General features: G+C 71.4%; 19 protein-coding genes, 1 tRNA gene and 1 pseudogene. 11 read left to right on the forward strand and 10 right to left on the reverse strand.

Features of this window, described 5'->3' with window-relative positions; all coding sequences use genetic code 11:
* Positions 1-2: 2 nt before the first annotated feature.
* From DEJ29_RS03705 to DEJ29_RS03710, 3 genes and pseudogenes are all read left to right on the forward strand, one after another.
* Positions 3-677, forward strand: a complete 675-nt coding sequence (locus DEJ29_RS03705; RefSeq protein WP_111095489.1) for a hypothetical protein — start codon at positions 3-5, stop codon at positions 675-677.
* Between the two features lie 212 nt (positions 678-889).
* Positions 890-1,358: pseudogene (locus DEJ29_RS18355) on the forward strand (ATP-binding cassette domain-containing protein); the annotation flags it as partial.
* 23 nt (positions 1,359-1,381) lie between these two features.
* Positions 1,382-2,737 (forward strand): ABC-F family ATP-binding cassette domain-containing protein, encoded by a 1,356-nt coding sequence (locus DEJ29_RS03710; RefSeq protein ID WP_411913892.1) that lies wholly within the window; start codon positions 1,382-1,384, stop codon positions 2,735-2,737.
* Between the two features lie 6 nt (positions 2,738-2,743).
* On the opposite strand, the gene DEJ29_RS03715 is transcribed toward DEJ29_RS03710, so the two are convergent.
* Together DEJ29_RS03715 and DEJ29_RS03720 are read right to left on the reverse strand one after the other, a co-directional pair.
* Entirely contained in the window at positions 2,744-3,220 is a 477-nt protein-coding gene (locus tag DEJ29_RS03715; protein WP_111095488.1) for a VOC family protein, read from the reverse strand.
* Between the two features lie 47 nt (positions 3,221-3,267).
* Positions 3,268-3,762, reverse strand: a complete 495-nt coding sequence (locus DEJ29_RS03720) for a MarR family winged helix-turn-helix transcriptional regulator (RefSeq protein WP_111095487.1) — start codon at positions 3,760-3,762, stop codon at positions 3,268-3,270.
* 79 nt (positions 3,763-3,841) lie between these two features.
* On the opposite strand from DEJ29_RS03720, the gene DEJ29_RS03725 reads away from it, so the two are divergent.
* The 5 genes from DEJ29_RS03725 to DEJ29_RS03745 all read left to right on the forward strand — a co-directional run bounded on the left by DEJ29_RS03725 (position 3,842) and on the right by DEJ29_RS03745 (position 6,970).
* Positions 3,842-3,913 (forward strand) — tRNA-Gln (locus DEJ29_RS03725).
* Positions 3,914-4,093: 180 nt separating this feature from the next.
* Positions 4,094-4,705: a nucleotidyltransferase family protein gene (locus tag DEJ29_RS03730; RefSeq protein WP_181437931.1), complete on the forward strand. Its 612-nt coding sequence runs from the start codon at positions 4,094-4,096 to the stop codon at positions 4,703-4,705.
* A gap of 44 nt (positions 4,706-4,749) precedes the next feature.
* Complete coding sequence (locus tag DEJ29_RS03735; RefSeq protein ID WP_111040179.1) at positions 4,750-5,130, forward strand: hypothetical protein; 381 nt, start codon at positions 4,750-4,752, stop codon at positions 5,128-5,130.
* A gap of 113 nt (positions 5,131-5,243) precedes the next feature.
* Positions 5,244-6,515 carry an FAD-dependent monooxygenase gene (locus DEJ29_RS03740; RefSeq protein ID WP_111095485.1) on the forward strand — a complete coding sequence of 424 codons (1,272 nt, stop codon included), beginning with the start codon at positions 5,244-5,246 and terminating at the stop codon, positions 6,513-6,515.
* Positions 6,512-6,970 (forward strand): MarR family winged helix-turn-helix transcriptional regulator, encoded by a 459-nt coding sequence (locus DEJ29_RS03745; protein WP_220037352.1) that lies wholly within the window; start codon positions 6,512-6,514, stop codon positions 6,968-6,970. The genes DEJ29_RS03740 and DEJ29_RS03745 overlap by 4 nt, the downstream gene beginning before the upstream one ends.
* Positions 6,971-6,995: 25 nt before the next feature.
* Here DEJ29_RS03745 and DEJ29_RS03750 read toward each other — a convergent pair whose 3' ends face one another.
* The 4 genes from DEJ29_RS03750 to DEJ29_RS03765 form a co-directional block, all read right to left on the reverse strand.
* Positions 6,996-8,462 (reverse strand): SDR family NAD(P)-dependent oxidoreductase, encoded by a 1,467-nt coding sequence (locus tag DEJ29_RS03750; protein ID WP_111095484.1) that lies wholly within the window; start codon positions 8,460-8,462, stop codon positions 6,996-6,998.
* Between the two features lie 30 nt (positions 8,463-8,492).
* Positions 8,493-8,948 (reverse strand): GNAT family N-acetyltransferase, encoded by a 456-nt coding sequence (locus DEJ29_RS03755; protein ID WP_258375987.1) that lies wholly within the window; start codon positions 8,946-8,948, stop codon positions 8,493-8,495.
* 61 nt (positions 8,949-9,009) lie between these two features.
* On the reverse strand, positions 9,010-9,987 hold the full coding sequence (locus tag DEJ29_RS03760; protein WP_111095482.1) for an SDR family NAD(P)-dependent oxidoreductase: 978 nt from the start codon (positions 9,985-9,987) through the stop codon (positions 9,010-9,012).
* Positions 9,984-10,928, reverse strand: a complete 945-nt coding sequence (locus DEJ29_RS03765; RefSeq protein WP_181438240.1) for an alpha/beta hydrolase family protein — start codon at positions 10,926-10,928, stop codon at positions 9,984-9,986. The genes DEJ29_RS03760 and DEJ29_RS03765 overlap by 4 nt, the downstream gene beginning before the upstream one ends.
* A gap of 153 nt (positions 10,929-11,081) precedes the next feature.
* On the opposite strand from DEJ29_RS03765, the gene DEJ29_RS03770 reads away from it, so the two are divergent.
* Positions 11,082-11,684: a TetR/AcrR family transcriptional regulator gene (locus DEJ29_RS03770; RefSeq protein WP_111095480.1), complete on the forward strand. Its 603-nt coding sequence runs from the start codon at positions 11,082-11,084 to the stop codon at positions 11,682-11,684.
* A 155-nt stretch (positions 11,685-11,839) separates the two neighbouring features.
* Positions 11,840-12,133: a hypothetical protein gene (locus DEJ29_RS03775; RefSeq protein ID WP_111033864.1), complete on the forward strand. Its 294-nt coding sequence runs from the start codon at positions 11,840-11,842 to the stop codon at positions 12,131-12,133.
* 8 nt (positions 12,134-12,141) lie between these two features.
* Here the strand turns inward: DEJ29_RS03775 and DEJ29_RS03780 are convergent, their stop codons facing one another.
* The 4 genes from DEJ29_RS03780 to DEJ29_RS03795 form a co-directional block, all read right to left on the reverse strand.
* Complete coding sequence (locus tag DEJ29_RS03780; RefSeq protein ID WP_146243421.1) at positions 12,142-12,333, reverse strand: hypothetical protein; 192 nt, start codon at positions 12,331-12,333, stop codon at positions 12,142-12,144.
* Positions 12,330-13,352 (reverse strand): arsenic resistance protein, encoded by a 1,023-nt coding sequence (locus DEJ29_RS03785; protein ID WP_181438239.1) that lies wholly within the window; start codon positions 13,350-13,352, stop codon positions 12,330-12,332. The genes DEJ29_RS03780 and DEJ29_RS03785 overlap by 4 nt, the downstream gene beginning before the upstream one ends.
* The gene (locus DEJ29_RS03790) at positions 13,352-14,479 is read right to left on the reverse strand and encodes an NAD(P)/FAD-dependent oxidoreductase (protein WP_181438238.1); all 1,128 of its coding nucleotides are present in this window, start codon (positions 14,477-14,479) and stop codon (positions 13,352-13,354) included. Before DEJ29_RS03790 ends, DEJ29_RS03785 begins: the two co-directional genes overlap by 1 nt.
* Before the next feature lie 107 nt (positions 14,480-14,586).
* Positions 14,587-14,919 carry a hypothetical protein gene (locus DEJ29_RS03795; protein ID WP_111025009.1) on the reverse strand — a complete coding sequence of 111 codons (333 nt, stop codon included), beginning with the start codon at positions 14,917-14,919 and terminating at the stop codon, positions 14,587-14,589.
* Positions 14,920-14,985: 66 nt separating this feature from the next.
* On the opposite strand from DEJ29_RS03795, the gene DEJ29_RS03800 reads away from it, so the two are divergent.
* Positions 14,986-15,942 (forward strand): serine hydrolase domain-containing protein, encoded by a 957-nt coding sequence (locus DEJ29_RS03800; protein ID WP_111095477.1) that lies wholly within the window; start codon positions 14,986-14,988, stop codon positions 15,940-15,942.
* Positions 15,943-15,990: the final 48 nt, after the last annotated feature.

A 15,990-nucleotide genomic window follows, 5' to 3' on the forward strand; every position in this document is an offset into this window, starting at 1 on the left:
CCGTGTCGGCGCCGGACACCCACGAGCGCACCGACGTCACCGTCTCGGACGAGACCTGGCAGCAGGTCGAGGACCGCCTCGCGGGGGCACCAGCCGGACCACGCGTCCGCCGTTCGATGGTCCGGCGGATCGTCCTGATCAGCGTGGCCGTGGTCGCCGCGGTCGCGGCGGGGTGGCTCGGCGCTGACTACCTGCCGGGGTTGGACCTGCCGCAGGCCGGCGCAGACTTGCCGGACTGGACCTTCTTCGTCATCCTCCCGCTCATGATCGCTGGCCCCGTCTGCTGGGTCACCGCATTCGTCCGGGGTGGTGGACGGTTCCAGAGCGCGATCTCCGAACCGACGCTCGGGCTTCCCCGTGCCGACCGCCGACGGATCGGGCGCATGACTCGGGGGCAGCAGCCCGCCGATCCGCGGCACCGGACCGCGCTCATCGCGCTCGCCGACCGTCGACTCAGCCAGTCCACATCGGAGTTCTGGCTCGCCCTCGGCTGGACGCCGTTCGCGTTCGCCCAGCTCCTGCTCAACTGGCCGACGTGGCTTGGGCTGCTGTACGCACTCCTCACCGTGTTCTTCCTCGCGACGTTGCTCCGGACCGTCCGCAAGCGGCGGCAGTGGCGAGCGTTCCTGCAGGAGACCGAGCCCCGCGCCGGAGCCGAGCCGACCCCGGCGAGCTGACCCGGGCCTCCAGGCCGACGCACCGTGCGCCCCCTGTCGGCTGGTGCGAGGTTGCGCGCTCCGTGCGCCGCAACAAGCTCGCACCGAGCGGGCAACCTCGCACCACTCGAACAAGCGCGCACCGTGCGACGCGCCCGCGACGAGCCCGCCACGCGCCACCCGAACCACCCGCCCCGCACCCACCACCCCGCCGCGCCACCTACCCTTGACGCGTGGCACATCTCCTCGGCGCCGAGAACCTGCATCTCGAGTTCCCCACCAAGGTCGTCTTCGACAACGTCACCCTCGGCATCGACGAGGGCGACCGGATCGGCGTCGTCGGCCGGAACGGCGACGGCAAGTCGACCCTCCTCGCACTGCTGTCCCAGCGCCTCGAGCCGGACGGCGGCCGCGTCACGCACCGCCGCGGGCTGACCATCGGCTACCTGGACCAGCGCGACATCCTGCCCGAGGGCGCGACCGTCGGCAGCACCGTCGTCGGCGACCTCGAGGAGCACGAGTGGGCCGGTGACCCGAAGATCCGCGACATCATCGGCGGTCTGGTCTCGGACATCCCGTGGGACGTCAGCGTCGACGAGCTGTCCGGTGGGCAGCGTCGTCGTGTGGCACTCGCGCGGCTGCTGGTCGGCGACTGGGACGTCCTGTTCCTGGACGAGCCGACCAACCACCTGGACGTCGAGGGCATCGAGTGGCTCGCCGGGCACATCAACCGCCGCTGGTCGTCGAACCAGGGCGGCATGGTCGTCGTGACGCACGACCGGTGGTTCCTCGACGCGGTGTCGACCGACACGTGGGAGGTCCACGACGGCGTCGTCGACCCCTTCGAAGGTGGCTACGCCGCGTACATCCTGCAGCGTGTCGAGCGTGACCGGCAGGCCGCCACGATCGAGCAGCGCCGCCAGAACCTGGCCCGCAAGGAGCTCGCGTGGCTCCGCCGCGGCGCCCCGGCCCGCACGAGCAAGCCGAAGTTCCGCATCGACGCGGCGAACGCCCTGATCGACGACGTCCCGCCGATCCGCGACACCGTCGCGCTGTCCCGGACGGCGACCGCGCGCCTCGGCAAGGACGTCGTCGACCTGCTCGACGTGAGCGTCTCGTTCGACGGCACGCAGATCCTCGACCGCATCGAGTGGCGCATCGCACCGGGGGAGCGGACCGGCATCCTCGGCCCGAACGGCGCCGGCAAGTCCACGCTGCTCAACCTGGTCTCCGGCCGGCTGCAGCCGACGAGCGGGCGGGTGAAGACCGGCAAGACCGTCCAGGTCGCGGTGCTCGACCAGCAGCTCGCCGACCTGCAGCAGTTCGCCGACGACCGCGTGCGCGAGGTCGTGGCCCGCAAGAAGACGAGCTACGTCGCCGACGGCAAGGAGATGACGCCGTCGCAGCTGCTCGAGCGGCTCGGTTTCACCTCGGAGCAGCTCTCCACGCCGGTCAAGGACCTGTCCGGTGGGCAGAAGCGGCGCCTGCAGCTCATGCTCATCCTGCTCGACGAGCCGAACGTGCTCATCCTCGACGAGCCCACCAACGACCTCGACACCGACATGCTCGCCGCCATGGAGGACCTGCTCGACACCTGGCCCGGCACCCTGCTGGTCGTCAGCCACGACCGGTACCTGCTCGAGCGCGTCACCGACCAGCAGTACGCCGTGCTCGGCGGGCACCTGCGCCACCTGCCCGGCGGCGTCGACGAGTACATGCGTCTGCGCGAGGCCGGCACCGGTGGCGGGACCGCCTCTGCGGCTGCCGCCGCATCTGCCGGGAGGCCCGACACCGTCGGCGGGACCGGCTCGGCCGGTGCCGTGGCCGGGTCCACGGCCGCTGGTGCGTCCGCCTTGTCGGGTGCGGACCGACGCACGGCCGAGAAGGAGATGTCGGCGCTCGACCGCAAGATCGCGAAGGTCGGCGCGGACCGCAAGAAGCTGCTCGACCAGTTCGCGACGCACGACCAGTCCGACTACGCCGGACTCGGCGAACTGCAGGCGAAGCTCGGTGCGCTTGAGGCCGAGGTCGAGCAGCTCGAGGAGCGCTGGCTCGAGGTCGCGGAGCTGCTCGGGGTCTGAGCCGGTCTACTCGACGGACGCGGGGTCGACCGCGTCCTGGCCGCTGTCCGTCGGTGTGGCGTCCTCGGGGGCCCCACCGCCGGGGTTCGCCACGACCTCCCACAGGTGGCCGTCCGGGTCCTGGAAGAAGCCGGACCACATGCCCCACGGGCGCGTGTACGGCGGTTCGGGCATCGTGGCGCCCGCTGCCTGCGCCCGCTCGAGGAACGCCTCGGCCTCTGCCTGGCTGCCCGTGAAGTGCCCGATCGTGCTGCTCGGTGCCGTGGCCAGCTGCACGCCGGAGTCCTTCGCCATGTCGTCACGGCCGTAGACGCTGACGATCAGGCCGTCGTCGAGGGTGAACATCGCCGTGGTGCCGCTGGCCTGCGTCTCGGTGGCGGGGTACTCGGTGCCGATGACGCCGCTGCCCTCGATGCCGAGCAGGGCGCGGTAGAACTCAGCCGATCGAGCGACGTCGGCGACGGCGAGGGTGATGGCGTGCATGCGCCGGACGCTACGCCGGAGCCGCTCGGCCCGTGTCACGCTCCCGGTCAGTCCCCGAGGCCCAGGATGAGTCGGCGGAGCACCCCAGCCAGCTGGCCCTGCTCGTCGGCGGAGACCCCGGACAGGATGTCCCGCTCGGCGGCCAGCAGGTCCGCGATCGCCGCGTCCACCGCAACCCGGCCCTTGCCCGTCAGCGAGACGAGGATGCCGCGGCCGTCCTTCGGGTCGGTCCGTCGCCCCACGAAGCCGCGGGCCGCCAGGCGGTCCACCCGGTTCGTCATCGTGCCGCTCGACACCAGGGTCTGCTGCAGCAGGGTCTTCGGGCTCAGCTCGTAGGGCTCACCCGCCCGCCGCAGGGCCGACAGGACGTCGAACTCCCACGGTTCCATGTCGCTCGCGTCGAAGGCCGTCCGCCGGGCGCGGTCCAGGTGCCGGGCGAGCCGGTCCACGCGGGACAGCACCTCGAGCGGGCCGAAGTCGAGGTCGGCACGCTCTCGACCCCACGCCGCGACGATGCGATCGACCTCGTCCTCATGCGGCATCCCTCCATCTTGGCCGAACCCGGAGCGGACAGCCAGCCTCGTCGGTCGTGGGAGGATGGAGGAGCACCTCTGGGTGTGTTCCGCCTTGGTGTAATGGCAGCACGACGGCCTTTGGTGCCGTTAGGTCCGGGTTCGAATCCTGGAGGCGGAGCAACTCCGGGCTGACCGGTCGCATCTTCGCTGCTCAATTCGAGCAACCCGACCGCAGGGGCGAGTGCGCTGCATCTGTCCGGGGATTGCCCGGAAGTGGTTCCTTCTGGTTGCTCCCCATCACTATAGTGATGTACGCGTCACTATAGTGATGCTGGATGACCGAGGTGAGGAGGGCGTCGTGCAGCTGCAGAGCCCGTTCGCGGCGTTGTCGAGCGGCCTCGATGGTGACGTTCTGATGGTGCTGAGCGGCCTGTCGGACCGACCCTTCACGGTGTCCGCGGTCCAGCGGCTCGTGCCCGGAGGCCGTTCGCGAAACGGCGTGAAGAAGGTGCTTGACCGTCTGACGGAGCAGGGCATCGTTGTGTTCGACGACATCGGCGGCGTGAGCACGTACGCGCTCAACCGAGACCATCTCCTCGCGTCGGCGGTCCTCGAGGTCGCCGGAGCTCGTACCCGCTTCCTCGACAGGGTCCGCGGGGAGATCGCATCGATGCCGGTCCGCTATGCAGCGTTGTTCGGCTCGGCCGCGCGAGGTGCGATGCGACCGGACAGCGACATCGATCTGTTCTTCGCCGTGGACGCCGTTTCGCGGACGGATGCTGAGGACCGCATCTACGACCTCACCATTGCCGTTCACCGGTGGACCGGCAACCAGGTGAACCCCATCGTGTACGACGTCTCGGGGGTCGGCCCCGATGACCCGCTCATCGGTTCCATCGCGAGTGAGGGTATTCCCCTCGTGGAAGACCGCCGATGGCTCCAAGCCCACCTCAGGAAGGCCGCACGTTGACTCCACCGAAACTGCCGTCGACCACTGACGGCGACAACGCTTTCATGCGCGGTCGGCTCGAGAAGGCCAAGGGCTTCCTCGAGTCAGCCGAGACGCTGTTCGAGTTCGGTGCCGAGGATGGGATCCTCGTGCCGACGTCCCCTCATGCCGACTCCTTCGTCGACCTGTGCGTCGACGCAGGGATCGCCGCGGCAGACGCCATCTGCATCGGCAAGACCGGAAGGTACAGCAGTGGGGCGAGCCACAACGACGGCGTCTCGATCCTGCAGGATGCGACAGACCGGCCGATTGCGAAGCACCTCGAGACGCTCGTTCGGGTCAAGAACAAGGCGGCCTACAGCGCGAGGTCGGTAGACGCATCGGACATCCACAATGCCGGTGCGGCCGCCCGCGCACTCGTTGCCGTCGCGGAGGATCTGGTCTGACAGCTCACCGATCGACGCGGACCCGAAAGCGTCTTCTCTATGGAGTGTTATCGCTGTGAAGGTATACTCTTCGTGAGGCGGCAACTCGCCGCCCCACGAGCAGAGGACCACCCATGGCGACCACGCCGCACCACCGCCCACGCGTCCTGATCACCGGCGCGAGCATCGCGGGCCCCGCGCTGGCGTGGGGACTCGACCGATCGGGCTTCGATGTCACGCTGCTCGAGCGGTCGCCGGAGCAGCGGACCACCGGCCAGAACATCGACGTCCGGGGACTCGGGCGCGAGGTCCTCGAGCGCATGGGCCTCCGCGACACGGTGATGCAGCACCTCACCGGCGAAGCGGGCACACGGTACGTGGACGAGCACGGCACCCCGTACGCGACGTTTCCGAAGACCGAGGGCCAGGACGGTCCGACTGCCGAGATCGAGATCCTGCGGGGCACGTTCGCCGGGATCCTCGTCGATGCGCTGCCGGACACGATCGACCGCCGCTACGGGGACTTCGTCGTGGGCGCCGAACAGGACGGCACCGGGGTGAACGTCCGCTACGACAGCGGCGCTCCGGAGCGGTTCGACCTGGTCGTCGTCGCCGAGGGCCGCAGCTCGCGCACCCGTCGGATCCTGTTCGCCGACGAGACGGAGTACCGCGACCACGGCGTCAGCATCGCCTACGGCACGCTCGACCGGATCGGCAGCGACACCGACCACTGGGACTGGTACACGGCGCCACGTGGACGTGTCGCGTCGATCCGGCCCGACAACGAGGGGACGATCCGGGCCAGTGTGTCCTTCGAGTCGGAGCCGATGGGCTTCGAGCAGCTCCCCGTCGACGTGCAGCTGCGGATCCTGCGCGAGCGCTTCCGGGGCGCAGGGTGGCAGACGGAGCGGATCCTCGACGGGTTCAGCGAGCGGTCCGACGAGTTCTACACGCAGCGGATGGAACAGGTCGTGGTGTCGCGATGGAGCAAGGGTCGGATCGCGCTGCTCGGTGACGCAGCCTGGGGTTCCGGGCCGACCGGCATGGGCACGACGCTGTCCCTGGTCGGCGCGCACATCCTGGCCGGGGAGCTCGCACGGACCATCGAGCCGGCCGCCGGCGCTGGTCACGGGTACTCGATCCCGGATGCCTTCGCGCGCTACGAGGAGATGCTCCGCGGGTACGCCGACAGTGCCCAGGGGCTTCCCCCGGGTGGTGCGCGCCTGCTGCACCCGTCGTCGAAGGCGGGGGTCCGCGCGGTGCGGGCGGCGCTCCGGGTGGCGTCGCTCCGTCCGGTCCGCGGCTTCGCCCAGAAGTACCTGCTGACGAGCGAGAAGCACGTCCCCGTCCTGCCGCACTACCCGACACTGCAGGGGGCCCGGGAGGCGGCAGAATCGATCGCATGACCGACTTGCGCTCCCAGACCCTCGAGGCGCTCCGCCACTACGCCGTCCGGTACCAGGAGTCGGCGCTCCACTTCGCAGCAGGGATGGAGCTGCCGACCTCGGACGGCGTCGCGCTGGGGGAGATCCTCTGGGCGGAGACCGAGGGCGAGCCGATGACGGGCACGCGGCTCGCCCGGCGGATCGGGATGACCTCGGGTGCGGCGAACGCGTTGGTCAACCGGCTCGAGGAGCGCGGGTTGATCGTGCGCAGCCGCGAGAGCACCGACCGTCGGGTCGTCACCCTCCGCGTCACCGATCTCACCCGGGAACGCAGCAGTGGGTTCCTCGGGTCACGTGCCGCGGAGCTCGACGAGGCGATCGGTTCGTACGACGACGACACGTTGATGGTGGTGCGCGACTTCCTGCTCCGCTTCGCCGCGGTCCTGCCGCAGGAGACGGCTCCGTCGAAAAGCTGACTAGACCGGTCCGGTCAGCCGCTCGTCACCACGAACTCGGCGCGTAGTCCTTCAGGAAGACACCGAACACGTCCTCGCCCGCTTCGCCCCGGACGATCGGGTCGTAGACACGGGCTGCCCCGTCGACCAGGTCGAGCGGCGCGTGGAAGCCTTCTTCGGCGAGCCGGACCTTCGTGGGGTGCGGCCGTTCGTCGGTGATCCAGCCGGTGTCGACGCTCGTCATCAGGATGTTGTCGGTCTCGAACATCTCCTGCGCGCTCGTGCGGGTGAGCATGTTCACGGCGGCCTTCGCCATGTTCGTGTGCGGGTGCCCCGGCCCCTTGTACGCGCGGCCGAACACCCCTTCCATGGCACTGACGTTCACCACGTAGGTGCGGCGTCCCGTGCTCGCGGCCATCGCGGGGCGGAGCTTCGAGATCAGGATGAACGGCGCCGTGGTGTTGGCCAGCTGGACCTCGAGCATCTCGAGCGGGTCGACCTCGTCCACCTGCTGGGTCCACGAGTTCTCGTCGTGCAGGTCGGGGACCAGGCCACCGGCGTCGATCGCGGTGCCCAGGGCGAGCCGCTCGAGCGAGCTCGATCCCGGCGCCATCGCCTGTTCGGTCAGCTCGTCGGCTCGGGCTGCGGCGGCCGCGAGGATCGGGTGCGCGGCCACCGAGCGGGCGAGCGCCAGCGGGTGCTGGTCGTTCGTGTGCCCGAAGGTCACGAGTTCGGGCAGCGGTCCGTCGGGCAGGGGCGCGAGTTCCGCGTCGACCAGCGGCTGGTAGGCCCCGGTCGACCGGCGCACGGTCTGGGTGGCGTTGTTGACCAGGATGTCGAGGGGACCGGACGCGGCGACGTTCTCGGCGAGTCCGATCACCTGGGCGGGGTCGCGCAGGTCGATGCCGACGACCTTCAGGCGGTCCATCCAGTCGGCGGAGTCGGGCAGGCTCGCGAACCGGCGCACCGCATCGCGGGGGAACCGCGTGGTGATGGTGGTGTGGGCCCCGTCGCGCAGCAGCCGGAGGGCGATGTACATGCCGATCTTCGCGCGGCCGCCGGTGAGCAGCGCCCGCTTGCCGGTCAGGTCCGTCCGGGCGTCGCGCTTCGCGTGGCTCAGACGAGCGCACGACGGGCAGAGCTGGTGGTAGAACGCATCGACGACCGTGTAGTGCTGCTTGCACATGTAGCAGGGCCGTGACTTCAGCAGCGTGCCCGCGGTCGTCGAGGCGGTCGAGGCGCTGATCAGGACGCCGCGGGTCTCGTCGTCGATCCGGTCGGCGGCCCCGGTGGCGGTGGCGGCGATCACCCGGCGATCGGCCTCGGCGATGATGCCGCGCTTCTCGAGGCGGTGCGCACGCTTGACGGCCTTGAACATCTTCGCGGTGGCCTGGCGGACCCGGATGAAGTCCGGGTGCGTCTCGTCGATCGACGGCAGCTGCTCGAGCACCCGGAGCGCGACGGTCAGGTCGTCGGGGTCGATGCCGCTGGGTTCGGGGTGCTCGGAGCTCACACGCGATCCTACGTCGGGACCGAGCACCGATCAGACGAGCTGCTGCTCCATGCACACGCTCGTCGGGTCGTCGACGTACGGGCCGAACCGGGGGATGTCCGCGTACCCGGCCTTCCGGTACAGCGCGATGGCCGCGGCCTGCGGCAGGCCGGTCTCGAGCCGGACGGTCCCGATGCCGACCGCGCGGGCACGGTCGTGCAGGGCGTCGAGCAGCCGCGTCCCCACGCCGAGCCCACGCGCGGCATCGCTCACGAACATGCGCTTCACCTCGCCGGTGCCGTCGCCGGCGTCGACGAGCGCCACCGTGCCGAGGGCGGTGCCGTCCTCGCGCGCCACCAGGAGCGTGACGTCGGGCTGGTCCAGGTCGTCGACGTCGAGGGCGTGGTAGTTCTCGGCCGGGTAGAGGCTCAGTCCGTAGTCGTCGCCCTGCTGCAGTAGGTGCAGGACGTCGTCCTGTCGGGGGCTCTCGATCCGCACGGTCAGCACCGTCACACAGTAGCGAGGACGACGAGAACAGTGGGCAGACGAGGCCCCCGGCCGACGGCGATCAGACCAGGAGCCCCTCGCTGACCTCCCACAGCCGCCGGGCGTCGTCGGCGTCGAGCATCGCGGAGTTCGCGTCCGACGGGATGCGGTCCGCGGTGAGGGGCAGGACCCGATCGTCGATCACGGCGACGTCGCTGTCCTTCAGGTAGACCCCGCCGACGCCGTCGAGCAGCGGGCTCGCGGCACCGAACACGAGTGTCGCTGCGCCCTGCTCGACGGTCTTCTTGCCGACCTCGGGGTCGATGACGGTCACCCCGTGGTCGTCGACCAGTCCCTGCTCCCGGTACGAGGCGATCCGAGAAGCGTCGTGCGGGCCGGGTCCGATGATGACGCCGGGGTGCGCGGCGAAGGCACGGATGCCCTGGTCGGCGTACCGCCGGTCGAGTTCCACCGTGAACAGGACGTTGGCGCGCTTCGACTGCCCGTACGCGGTGACCGGGTCGTACCCGTGGGCGAACGTCAGGTCGTCCCACCGGATCTGCCCGAACCGCGCCGCACCGGAGGTGACGGTCAGGACCCGCGCACCACGGGCCTCCAGGAGGGCGGGGAGGAGCGCCCGCGTGAGCTGGAAGTGCCCCAGGTGCGTCGTCGAGAACGCCAGTTCGTTGCCGCGGCCGTCGAGCCGACGGTCCGGGGTGAAGAGCATCGCGGCACTGTTCACGAGCATGTGCAGCGGGCGGCCGGAGGCCGACCAGCGCGCGGCGAAGGCGTCGACCGAGGACGGGTCGGTGAGGTCGAGGGCCTCGACGTGGACGCCGGGGATGCCGGCGACGGCTGCGGATGCCCGGTCGACGTCGCGGGAGGCGACGGTGACGTCGGCGCCGGCCGCCGCGAGGGCGCGGCTGGTCTCGCGGCCGAGCCGGCTGTGGCCGCCGGTCACGACGACGTTCCGGCCGGTCAGGTCGACGCCGTCCAGGACGTCGGCGGCGGTGGACGCGGCGGTGAACGGAGTGGGCAGGGGGTGCTGGTGGGTGATCACGAGTGGTATTCCTTCGATTCGATGTGGCCGACGGCGGCAGCAGGGCCGACGGCGGTGGCGGGGCCGACGGCGTCGGCGATCGCCGACCACGCGTCGGGGTCGAGGCCGAGCGCGGTCCGGAGGAACGCCGTCGTGGTGTGGCGGACGAGGTCCACACGCTCGGGGCTCTCGTCCGTGGTGGCGGTCGACTCGTAGTCCTGGATCCCGCCGAGCAGGTGCTCGCCGCCGTGGACGGTCACCAGGTGCCGGGCGCCGGGGCTCAGGTGGTAGACGTCGGTGAACCAGTCCGGGCCTCGCGTCGAGAGCTGGGACTGGTCGTGGTCCCCGGCGACGACCAGTGACGGGGTGTGCAGCTGGCTGAAGTCGGGGCTCATGAACGCGAAGTGCTCCTGCGCGAACGGCGCGAGGTCGCCGCGCGCGATCCCGGTGGTGGACAGCAGGACCCCGGCGCGCACGCGGTGGTCGGTGCGGTCCTCGCCCGGCCGCCCGTCGGCGTCCAGGACGCGGGCCCCGAGCAGCATGCCCACGGACTGTCCGCCCCACGAGTGTCCGACCGCGGCGATGCGCGCGGTGTCGACACGCCCGCTCAGGCCGGGGACCGCGTCGATGAGCTGGTCGAGGTCGTCGAGCACCCGCTCGAGGTCGTCGACGCGCGTCTGCCAGATGGTCGGGTAGCGCGGGTCCTCGAGCGTCAGTCCGTAGGCCTTCGCGTCGAGGAAGGTCGGTTGGATGACGACGAAGCCGTTCGCGGTCCAGTGGTCGACCAGGGGGTCGCCGCCGGTCATGGACTGGCCGAAGCCGTGGGCGAAGACGATGACGGGCAGGTCGGTGCCGGTCGTCGGTGCGGTGATCCGGACCTCGAGGTCCTGACCGCGCGAGGGTGCGGGAAGCGTGACGGGGCGCACGCTGATGACCTGCGGTCGAGGTGCTGTGGGTGCCATGTGGGCCTTTCCGGGATGCGGTGTCGCCCGTGTCGGAGCGATCGTCGTCCGAAACGGAGCGACGTTCCGGGACGATACGGAACAACGATCCGGATTGCAAGAGGAAGCGGAGCGCTGTTCCGCATCGCGTCGGTGTCGTGCGATGATCGACACATGAGCACCCCGTCGCCCGACCCCGCGCCGCGTCGCCGTCGCGACGTCGAGCGCAACGAGCGCACGATCCTCGACGCCGCTGCCGCGGTCTTCACGGCCTCGGGCGTCGGCGCACCGGTGCGCGAGGTCGCCACCGCCGCGGGGGTCGGGGTCGGCACGCTCTACCGGCACTTCCCGACCCGTTCGGCCCTGGTCGTTGCCGTCTACCGGCACCAGATCGAGGCCCTGGTCGACGCGGGGCCGGCGCTGCTCGGCTCGGAGCCGACGCCGTTCGCCGCCCTGCTGCGCTGGGTGCACCAGTTCGTCGACTTCCTCGGCACCAAGCACGGTCTGGCGCGCGTCTGGGAGGGCGACGCCGACGGCTTCACGGCGCTGCACACCCTGTTCGTCGACGAGCTCGTGCCCGTGCTCGGCCGGCTGCTCGACGCCGCGCGGGCGTCCGGCGAGGTGGCCGCGCCGACCCCGCCGTACCAGCTGCTCCGGGCCGTCGGCGACCTGGTGGCGTGGAGCCCCCAGGACCCCGACTACGACGTCCGGACGATCGTGACCCTCCTGGTCACCGGGCTGCGGCAGGCGCAGCAGACGGTGACCGACAGCGCGTAGCCGGCCACGTGCACTGGTCGCGACCGGCACCGGACTGGAGGCGCGGTGCGGGCCCGCCACGGGCCTCCCGTCCGGCATCGTGACCGTCTCGGGCCGCACCAGCGCCGTCGGGGCCGGTCCGGGCCCTACGATCGTCCCGACGAAGGGGGACCACCATGACGGAACTGGCGGACTGGGAGACCGAGGGGGCCAGGGCTCGTCCGGCTCGACCGGGTGACCACGAACCGGCGCCGGCCGCGCTGCGGGCCGTGACGATCATCGGGGTGTTGTTCCTGATCGCCGCGGGCTGCGTGTTCGTCGCGACGGCGTTCCTCCCCACGTCCGACGAGACGGCCGTGCCGGACAGCCTTCGACTGCTGATGGCGACGGTCGTGTCGGTCGGCATCGCCGTGGTCGGCGTGGTCGCCCTGCTGCTCCGACTCGTCGCCGGGGTGCTCGTCCGCCGCTGACGGCCGGCTCAGCGTCGGCCCGGCTCCGCGGGGTCGGACTCGGTGTCCCCGTGCTCCGGCAGCACGTCGACGTCGGTAACCGTGTACCCGAGCGGCACCTGGCCCAGCGCGAGCAGGAGCGCCGTCCGCCGGTCGTCGTGCTCGGTCTCGATCACCCGTCGCTCGGTCGGGACGACGACGAGTCGGACCCGGTGCGTCACGGGTGCCCCCACGCGGCGGTGCCGCGCAGGCGTCGCCCGGCGTGCTGACCACGTCGCCGACGCAGCAGCAGGTGGCGGACCGCGAGCAGGTGCGGGAACTCGACGAGCATGCCGACGACGATCGCCGTGGTGACCAGCGGCTGGTGGGGGAGTGCGGCGCTCGTCAGCCCGATCATCAGGGGTGCGTTGCGGGCCGCCGTCGTCATCGCGAGCAGCGCCGACCGCGGGTACGACAGGGCGGCGAGGCGTGACGCCCACTCGGCTGCGATGAACATCACGGCGAAGAAGACCACCGCGCACCCCAGCACGGCGACGAACACCGGCAGGTTCGCCAGCAGCAGCGCGATGTGCGAGGCGAAGAGCCCGGCGACCATCGCGCCCACGATCCAGGGGACCGCGCGGCCGGGCAGGGCGGCGGCGCGGGCTCGAGCGCCGTCCGGCAGGAGCGAGATCCCGAGGCGGATCGCCACGGCGATCGCGGCGGGCAGGACGAACCACTGCAGCAGGGTGCCGATGGTGCCCACGGCATCGATGCCGGCGTTGCCGCCCAGGACCGTGATCCACACCGGGAACAGCAGCAGCTGGGTGACCATGTTGATCGGCAGCATGGTCGCCCCCACGGCGGTGTCCCCGTCGCTCAGGCGGGTGAACGCCAGGAACCAGTCGGTGCAGGGCGCCAGGAAGTACAGCATCACGCCGAGCTGGACGGCCGGGTGTCCGGGCAGGGCCACGCGGGTGAGCAGGAACGCGACGAGCGGGGCGAGCAGGAAGTTCATGCTCCAGGCGATGCCGATGACCTTCCAGGCGTCGGGCGTCCGTGGCAGGCGGTACAGGGGGACGTCGACGAACAGGGCGACGACCAGGGTGATCACCAACGCGTCCACCACCGAGCCCATCGCGTCGCCGGCCGAGGGTGAGGCGCCGCCGATCACCGACCCGACCAGGATGGCGCCGCCGACGATCGCGGGGGTGGCCCAGAGTCGTGCACCGGCGGGGCGGGCAGGCCGCTGTGCCGGCATCAGCACGCGCATTCGACACCACAGCAGCTCAGGTCGTCGGTGAGCATCCCGGCGTCGTCCCACTCCTGCAGGGCACTGCAGTCGCGTCCGGCCCGTTCGCCGATGACACGGGCGACGTGGGCGAACCGCTGCCGGAACTTGTACACGAAGCAGAACTGCAGCGCGCCGTGCCGGAGCGCGGTGCCGGCCAGGAACAGCCCGGGCGTGGTGGTCGACTCGTCGTCCTCGGTGAGCAGCGGCCAGCCGTCCGCGCGGGTGTCGAACAGTCTTGCGGCCGGCCCGAGCCCCGGGCCGTACCCGGTGGCGAGGATCGGTGGCGCGTCCGCCACCAGGGCGGTCCGTCCGGCGACGCCGACGGTGAACCCCTCTCCGGACCGTTTGATGCCGGTGACCTGGCCGTCGTCGACCAGGGTGAGGCGTCCACTGGCCCGTGCGGCCGCGAGCCGTTGACGGGTCCGCGGGGCGAGGCGGAACGACGGGTCCGACCCGCTGCCGGCGTCCCAGGGGTGGGACGGGTCGACGACCGTCACCGTCGCCCCCTGTTCGACGTGGTGGCACGCCAGGTCGATGCCGGACTCGAAGCCACCCACGACCACCACGTGGCCGGGCCGTGCCACCCAGGCTGCCTCGGCGGAGGCGTGCACCCCGAGCGAGGTGCCCGCGCAACGGGGCAGGATCGGGTCGGAGAACTCGCCGCCGGCCCAGACCACGTTCCGGGTGACGACGGGGCCGCGGCTCGTGGTCACGCGGAAGCCGTCGTCGTCCGGCTCGATGCGCTCGACCTCGGTGTCGAGGAGGGTCGGCAGGTGGAAGGCCGCGACGACGCCACGCAGGTACCGGGCGTACTCGGGACCCGAGGGGTAGTCGGTCCCCAGGCTGTAGGCGGGTGAGGTGCGTGGGTGGACCGCGTTGAGGTCGGTGGCCCCGAACCCGTTGCCGGTGAAGGACGGCGTCAGGAACCGCTGGTGCTCCGGCCACCGACGGAACGTGTCCCCGACGACGCCGCGTTCGACGACGCCGAACAGCAGGCCGTCGACGGCGTGGAGTGCCAGGCCGGTGCCGACGCCGGCCGGTCCGGCTCCGACCACGAGGGCGTCGAGGGTCTCGGTGGGGTGTGGTGCTGGCATGGGGTCGGTCTTCCCAGCAGCTGCGGCTGCGTCGATGGAACGGCCACCGTCGTGTGGTCGCTGCAGACCATCTTAGTGAGAACCGTTATCAAAACGCCATCGCGGCATCAACCGACCGGCGTCGAGTACAGGACCGCCAGGGTCGCCACCAGTCCGACGACCACGATGCCGAGGTCGAGCAGGGCCAGGGTGACGAGTCGGGTGCGCTGCGGCCGGACGGCGGCCCGCACCACGACCATCGTCACGAACAACACGACGACGAGCACGAGCGCCGGCCAGCCGATCGCCGGCGCCCGGATCGCCATGAGCACCATCACCGCGGCGACGATCACGGCCGTGACGGCTCCCCACACGAGCCAGTTCGAGCCCGACGCCGTCCGGAGTGCGGGCTGGTCGCCGACGCGGGTGGGATCGGGGCGGCGGGGCTGTTCGTCGGACACGAGCCGGACGGTACGCGACGGCCCCTGCTCGTGCCCGCAGCCGCGCGGCCACGAGAGGATGGGGTTGTGCACACCGCCGCGACCATCCTCGACGCCGTCGTCCGGCACATCGACACCACCGGGTTCGCCGCACACGGCATCCACGTGCGCACGCGGACTGCGGCTCCGGGCGCCGAGAGCACCGCGGGCGACGTCGCCGAGCACCACTGGACCCCCGACGTCCGACGCGAGGTCCACTCCGCCGCGAAGGGCGTCTGCGTCCTGGCCGCCGGCATCGCCGCCGACGACGGCCTGTTCGACCTCGACGAACCGATCGCGACGTCCCTGGTCGGCACCGGCCTCGGGACGGAGACCGGGCCCGAGCTCGGCGACGGCGTCGACCGGGTCACCCTCCGCCACCTGCTCACCATGACCAGCGGGATCGACATGCCCTGGTCGGCGACCGAGCTGACGGACTGGCCGGACCTGGCGGCCGAGTTCCTGCGGCGACCGTCCCGCGGCCGGGTGTTCCAGTACGCGAACGCCAGCACCTACACCGCGATGCGCGTGCTCGAGACCCGGGTCGGCGACGTCGGCGCGTTCGTCACCGAGCGACTGTTCGCGCCGCTCGGCATCCAGGACGTCGAGTGGCAACGCTGCCCGAACGGGTTCGTCGCAGCGGGCGAGGGACTGTCGCTCCGCACCGAGGAGCTCGCCCGCATCGGACGCCTGATCCGAGACCGCGGGGTCGTCGACGGACAGCGGGTCGTCAGCGCGCGGTGGTGCGACGCGATGCACACCGACTGGGTCGAGCGCGAGGGCACCGGCCCCGGCTACGAGCGGTACGCGATGGCCGGATGGGGTGGTCCCGGCCGACTCTGGCGGCTGCACGGTGCGTACGGTCAGATGCTGCTGTTCGACGAGACCGAGGCGAGCAACGACTCCGGCACCGTCGTCACCATCACCGCCGACGACCACTTCGGCGCCGACGCGCTCGCCGCCTTCGTCGCCGACGAGCTGGCCCGCCAGGACCCCCGCCGCTAGCACCTTCGACGATCCGACCTGCACGTCCGCGAGCGCCTGGCGTGGGAG

The sequence above is a fragment of the Curtobacterium sp. MCPF17_021 genome (assembly GCF_003234605.2).
Taxonomy (GTDB): domain Bacteria; phylum Actinomycetota; class Actinomycetes; order Actinomycetales; family Microbacteriaceae; genus Curtobacterium; species Curtobacterium flaccumfaciens.